3 protein-coding genes are annotated in these 1,057 nt (G+C 35.1%); all 3 read left to right on the plus strand.

The window, feature by feature from the left end; translation table 11 throughout:
• The first annotated feature begins 1 nt into the window (after position 1).
• Positions 2-295: a helix-turn-helix domain-containing protein gene (locus I2F62_RS13055; RefSeq protein WP_324627415.1), complete on the plus strand. Its 294-nt coding sequence runs from the start codon at positions 2-4 to the stop codon at positions 293-295.
• A complete protein-coding gene (locus I2F62_RS13060; RefSeq protein WP_324627416.1) occupies positions 292-840 on the plus strand; it encodes an IS630 family transposase in 549 nt (182 codons plus the stop codon). Before I2F62_RS13055 ends, I2F62_RS13060 begins: the two co-directional genes overlap by 4 nt.
• 75 nt (positions 841-915) lie before the next feature.
• A partial coding sequence (locus I2F62_RS13065; RefSeq protein ID WP_324627406.1) for an IS630 transposase-related protein occupies positions 916-1,057 on the plus strand: 142 nt, incomplete at its 3' end.

Here is a 1,057-nt window from a genome sequence, read left to right on the forward strand (position 1 = left end):
CATTTTTAAGATCGCAAGAACCACTCTAGATCTATGGATCAAACTTGAAAAGCATCAGGGCAATGCAAATAGACCTCATCCAGACAAAGCAGGTCGACCCTATAAAATTAAAGACTTACAAGCGTTCAAAAGCTTTGTTGAAACAACAGCATTTTCACAGGCTAAAGATCTAGTGCCATTATTTGAACAAACATTTGGTTATTGCGTCAGCTATGCAAATATCTTATTTGCTTTAAAAAAGCTGGGGTGGAGTCATAAAAAAAGAGTTTTCTCTATAGACAATCCTGCAAAATAGGACGGGCAGTATTCCAATGGTTTCTCCCACAATGGAAACAGCAATATGGTGAAGAACATATTTTATATATTGATGAATCTGGCATAAATAGCAATGAAGTTGCAGATTATGGTTGGTCTGAGAAAGGAAAACGTTGTCATGCAATAAAATCAGGTGGACATGGAACTAGATTAAGTATGATCAGTGCTGTTTGCTCAAATGCAGCTTTTAAATTCATTGCCCCCTTCATCTTTCAGGGTTCATGTAATCGCAGCACTTTTGCTGGATGGCTTGAATATTTGCTCAAAGGTTTACCTAAAGATAAAAGTGGTCAGTACCAAAAGTACCTATTAATTTTAGACAACGCTTCGATTCACAAAGGTAAAGAAATTGATGAATTGGCTACTCAATACAGTGCCAGACTCATGTATTTACCCACTTATAGCCCTGATTTTAATCCAATTGAAAAAGCATGGTCGGTTTTAAAAAGAAAAGTCAGAAATATTGTCAGTCAAAAACATAAAAATGTTATCGAAGCTTTAGATATAGCATTCAATGAAATGTAGTAACCTTTTTTAATCTAGCTATATAGCTAAAAATATAAAGTTTGCTACACTACAAAAAACCTACTAGCTACTGTTATGCCTAAGCCATATTCCAATGATCTTCGCCACAAAGCTCTGAACTACTACAAAGAATGCCAGAATAAATCTAAAACTTGTATCATTTTTAAGATCGCAAGAACCACTCTAGATCTATGGATCAAACTTGAAAAGCATCAGG

It is taken from the genome of Acinetobacter sp. MD2(2019) (genome assembly GCF_035615615.1).
Lineage (GTDB): Bacteria > Pseudomonadota > Gammaproteobacteria > Pseudomonadales > Moraxellaceae > Acinetobacter.